3 protein-coding genes are annotated in these 3,349 nt (G+C 35.4%); 1 reads left to right on the top strand and 2 read right to left on the bottom strand.

Annotated features, from left to right (window positions below):
- The first annotated feature begins 379 nt into the window (after positions 1–379).
- Positions 380–1,168, top strand: coding sequence for an aminoglycoside adenylyltransferase domain-containing protein (locus FTU79_RS16285; RefSeq protein WP_038350081.1), 789 nt, complete (start codon positions 380–382; stop codon positions 1,166–1,168).
- A gap of 126 nt (positions 1,169–1,294) precedes the next feature.
- Here FTU79_RS16285 and FTU79_RS16280 read toward each other — a convergent pair whose 3' ends face one another.
- Positions 1,295–1,753 carry a DUF523 domain-containing protein gene (locus FTU79_RS16280; protein WP_077170035.1) on the bottom strand — a complete coding sequence of 153 codons (459 nt, stop codon included), beginning with the start codon at positions 1,751–1,753 and terminating at the stop codon, positions 1,295–1,297.
- 234 nt (positions 1,754–1,987) lie between these two features.
- Positions 1,988–3,153 (bottom strand): IS3 family transposase gene (locus FTU79_RS16275; RefSeq protein WP_119285041.1). Its coding sequence is split into 2 segments (ribosomal slippage): positions 1,988–2,895 and positions 2,895–3,153, totalling 1,167 coding nucleotides; the frame shifts between segments, so codons are not numbered across the junction.
- Between the last annotated feature and the right edge of the window lie 196 nt (positions 3,154–3,349).

The raw sequence follows: 3,349 nt of genomic DNA, 5'->3' as shown, positions 1-3,349 counted from the left end.
TTCAGCAAGTGTTTTTTCTGCTTTGATCGCAGCAAGTGCTACCTTAGCCTTAAAGTCGTTTGAATGATTTCTTCTTGGTCTACGTGCCATAAAATACTCCATATATTGATGTTTATAACATCATTTGAGGAGCAGAGTATCACTTATAGGAGTTGTTCAAATTTCCGGATCCATCTCTAAGTGAGGAGGAAATGACTCTTACTATTCAGATGTTGTTTCAAGCTTTTTTTGATTGATAGAGTTTTATGTATTAAACTCTATATTGAAAGTAAATATATTGTAAAAATAGTATGTTATTTACTAATTGATTAAATTATTTACACTTATTCTGTATAATGCTCTATGAATTCATTACTTATTTTTTTAAATTAAAAATCATATGCAAAGCTTAAATGATGAAGAGTGTCGCCAAGTTGAAAGTGTAAAACAGCTTTTACAAAAAAATTTTAAAGATAAGCTTTATGCTATTTATTTATATGGTTCGTATGTTGATGGTGGTTTAAAACATAAAAGTGATCTTGATATTTTAGTTATTATTGAACGTGAAATTACCGATCAGGAAAGAAAACAATTAGCGCAGAATTTTCTAAATATATCTGTTCCGATTGGTCATGCTACAGCGCGTGCCTTAGAAATTACGATATTAGAAAAAGGGAGTATTACCAATAAAAATCATCCATATACATATCAGCTACAATATGGCGAGTGGTTGAGAGAAGAATTACTCAAAGGTGAATTACTTTATAGTCAATCTGATCCAGATATTAGTATTTTACTTAAAACTGCCCAATTACATAACATTACTATCTTTGGACCTGATATTTGCGATTGGTTAAATCCAATTAGCTATGAACAATTAATATTTGCCATGCAAAAAACTTATCCACAAATTATTGCTCATTGGAAAGACGATCAGGATGAATGTAATCAAATTTTAGCGCTATGCCGTATAGCTTATACATTAGATCATAAAACAATAGTTGCCAAGGATGTTGCTGCGACATGGTTTTTAGAATTCTTAAGTCAGATAGATCAAGACATTTTGCAACTCATAATAGATGAATATATTGGGCAAGGTCATGAGCAATGTTGGTTAGTTTTACATGATCAGCTTGCTAAAATTGTTAAAGAATTACAGCATAAAATTGAACCACTACTTTTTAACTGATGTGGAAGTAATGGATATGCTTCTTAGATTATTACCTCACTATATCTCTAAATACCGAAGAGACTTGATATTGCAAAGGGGGGCGTGGTTGGAGTTGCATGAAGATTTTAAATAAAAGCGGAGGAACTAGGGTAAAAGTTGCCAAAAAGTTTCTTCTGAAATGACTTTTATATTATGACGTTTAAGCAAAGCGGAGGTAACTCCATTGCCATAGATCTTATTCCCATTAAATTGACCATCGTAAATCATTGAACTACCACATGAAGGGCTATTTTCTTTAAGCACTACCAGAGTAGCTTTTAATAATTGAACTTTTTTTAAAGTTCTATATGCCCCTTCAATATAGATTGAAGTCACATCCTTTCCTGATTTTTCAATTACACAGGCTTTTCCATCTAAGACATCATCGCCATTACCTCCCGAAATCTCGGCAGGTTCGCGTGGTGTTGATAAACCGCCAAGAATCTCTGGACATACCATAGTAGCTTTTCCATCTTTGACTAATTTTTCGATTTTTTCGTTTAAGCTATGCGTCCCGTTATAACGTACCTTTAAGCCAGCCAGACAAGAACTTACTAAAATCATATTTCCTCTATGAAAAAGATATGTATCGATTTGCTATTTAGCCAGTACCTATTATTTTTTAAAATTAATAGGTTAGTGCTATGGATAAAACAAGAATTTAAATATGATCAATGCAAAGTGAGTTATTTTTTTTCTAACCCACAAAGCTTATAGATTAGTTTGATCCTTTTTGTTTAGAAAATTTATCAACAGTGATGTGTGCTGAATTAGCAGGAGACTTTCACTTGGGAGATTCTAGGCAGCTAACCGATAAAAGTCTTCTGCCATTTGATTTGGTGTCTTAAAATCCAAGCCTTTTTGAATTCTTCGCTGATTATAAAATAACTCTATATATTTTGTAATATCCGCTTTGGCTTCTTCCCTTGTTTTGTAGTTGCGATGATGGACTAGTTCATTTTTGAGTATGCCCCAGAAACTCTCTATCGGTGCATTATCAAAGCAGTCGCCTTTTTTGCTCATTGAACCCTGAAAATCAAATTTCTCAAGTAAGTTTCGATATTCATTACTGCAATATTGGCTGCCTCTATCTGAATGTACAATGAGATCTTTAGCAGGTTTCTGATTGCGAATAGCCATATTCAATGCATCACAAACAAGCTTGGCTGTCATGCGCTCATTTAAGCTATAGCCAACAACCTGTTTCGTGTAAAGATCTTTGACAGCTGCCAAGTACAACCAGCCCTCAGCCGTCCAAATGTAGGTAATGTCACTCGACCACGCAAGATTAGGCTTCGTCATTGAAAACTGTTGCTTGAGTAAATTGTCATAAATAGAACGGTTGTGATCACTGTTCGTGGTTCTTTTGAAACGCTTATGGCGCTTACAATACAACTGATTTGATTTTTTTATTTGGCGCACAGCATACGTACTTATTTTGATACCTTGCGCTTGTAAATGCTTGGTTAATCGAACATAGCCATAGCTTTGTTTGGTTTCTTCATGGGCTATTTTGACCAAAATTGTCTGCTGATTTCGCTGAATTGATCTTTTACTCATGCCTCGCTTTAGCCAATCATAAAAGCGAGAAACGGATACACGAAGTAATCGAGCCATTAAAATAATCGGAAATAAGTGGCTTTGCGATTTCATATAGGCGTACCTCACTGACTTTCTTTGGCAAAGTACGCTGCTGCCTTTTTTAAAAATTCACGTTCCATTTCAGCTGTTTTGAGCTGTTGTTTAAGCTTCTTATTTTCTTCGAGTAAGGCGTTTAGATCGGGCGAATACTGTTTTGTGCCTGCTAAAGTTCCAGCCTTTGCTTTGTTATTCCAGTTCGAAAGGGTTTGCATTGAAATGCCAAGTTGTCTAGCGGATTCCGATACATTACCTTGGTTCTCTTCAATGGCTTTTATGGCTTCAGCTTTAAATTCTGCGGTGTAAGTCTTCTGTTTCTTGCTCATGGTAAACTCCTAATGAGTATGTATAGTTTACCAAGTTAAACCCTCCTGTTTTTTAAGCACACATCAATAGAGTGGGAGTGACGGGCACTGGCTGGCAATGTCTAGCAACGGCAGGCATTTCGGCTGAGGGTAAAAGAACTTTCCGCTAAGCGATAGACTGTATGTAAACACAGTATTGCAAGGACGCGGAACATGC

The organism is Acinetobacter sp. YH12144 (assembly GCF_013418345.1).
GTDB lineage: Bacteria > Pseudomonadota > Gammaproteobacteria > Pseudomonadales > Moraxellaceae > Acinetobacter > Acinetobacter amyesii.
Note: the sequence above shows the minus strand (reverse complement) of the source record. Positions and strands in the feature narration are given on the sequence as shown.

Excerpts from the sequence above, each read along its gene's own strand:
- FTU79_RS16285 (WP_038350081.1), top strand. The coding sequence starts at position 380 with ATGCAAAGCTTAAATGATGAAGAGTGTCGCCAAGTTGAAAGTGTAAAA.
- FTU79_RS16280 (WP_077170035.1), bottom strand. The coding sequence starts at position 1,753 with ATGATTTTAGTAAGTTCTTGTCTGGCTGGCTTAAAGGTACGTTATAAC.